The sequence below is a fragment of the Bradyrhizobium sp. 31Argb genome (genome assembly GCF_043638955.1).
GTDB lineage: Bacteria > Pseudomonadota > Alphaproteobacteria > Rhizobiales > Xanthobacteraceae > Bradyrhizobium.
Genome location: NZ_JBEGDB010000662.1, coordinates 1 through 746, shown reverse-complemented (window position 1 = coordinate 746; position 746 = coordinate 1). Strand labels below are relative to the sequence as shown.

The window sequence follows — 746 nt, the reverse complement described above, 5'->3', positions numbered from 1 at the left end:
CCGGCTTTCCCTGCGCCCTCTGCTCAATGAGAGGGTGGAAAGTAACGCAAAGCTCGGACGCAACGCGCCGCGAGAATGCACACTCACATTCTCTCACCAACGCCACCGTCATGCCCGCGAAGGCGGGCATCCAGTATCCGGCGGCCTTTCGGCTCAAGCACTGCCGCCTCTGGAATACTGGATCGTCCGGTCAAGCCGGACGATCCAGCGGAGAGCTGTTTGAAATTCGAATCCGAATCTCATCCCCTCACCCTGAGGAGCTTGCGCAGCAAGCGTCTCGAAGGGCGAGGCCACAGGCGGGGCCTCATCCTTCGAGACGCGGCGAAGAGGCCGCTCCTCAGGATGAGGGTCTAGCAGCACCCACCAACCCTCTCACGACAGCTTGCGTTTGCTGCGCAGCCGCAGCCGCTCTTCGGCCTCGAGCTTCGCCATGCCCAAGAGATGGCTCAAGACCTCCAGGCGGTGGCGCTCCGCGAGTTTCACCAACTCGGTAACAGTCTCCGCAATGAAGGCCGCAGCCTCGTCAGGGCCGCCCTCCTCGCCGGTCTCATCCAGTTGCGATCGCTTTTCCCGACCGGAAGCCGAGCGCTTCCGGCGGCCTCCCGCCCTAGCCAAAAATTTTTTCCAAAGGCACCATTTTGGATCAAGGATAGGCCCTTTTCGGCCGCAACTCTAGGCCGTGTGGACAGTTACCTTATCCAGAGCAGAGTGGCGGCAATGGCGACGACGGCGAAGTAGTTTCGCGC

At 61.7% G+C, this 746-nt stretch carries 1 protein-coding gene; it reads right to left on the bottom strand.

What is annotated here, in order from left to right; translation table 11 throughout:
* Window positions 1–372: 372 nt before the first annotated feature.
* A complete protein-coding gene (locus AAFX91_RS42145) occupies window positions 373–615 on the bottom strand; it encodes a hypothetical protein (protein ID WP_165421243.1) in 243 nt (80 codons plus the stop codon).
* Window positions 616–746: the final 131 nt, after the last annotated feature.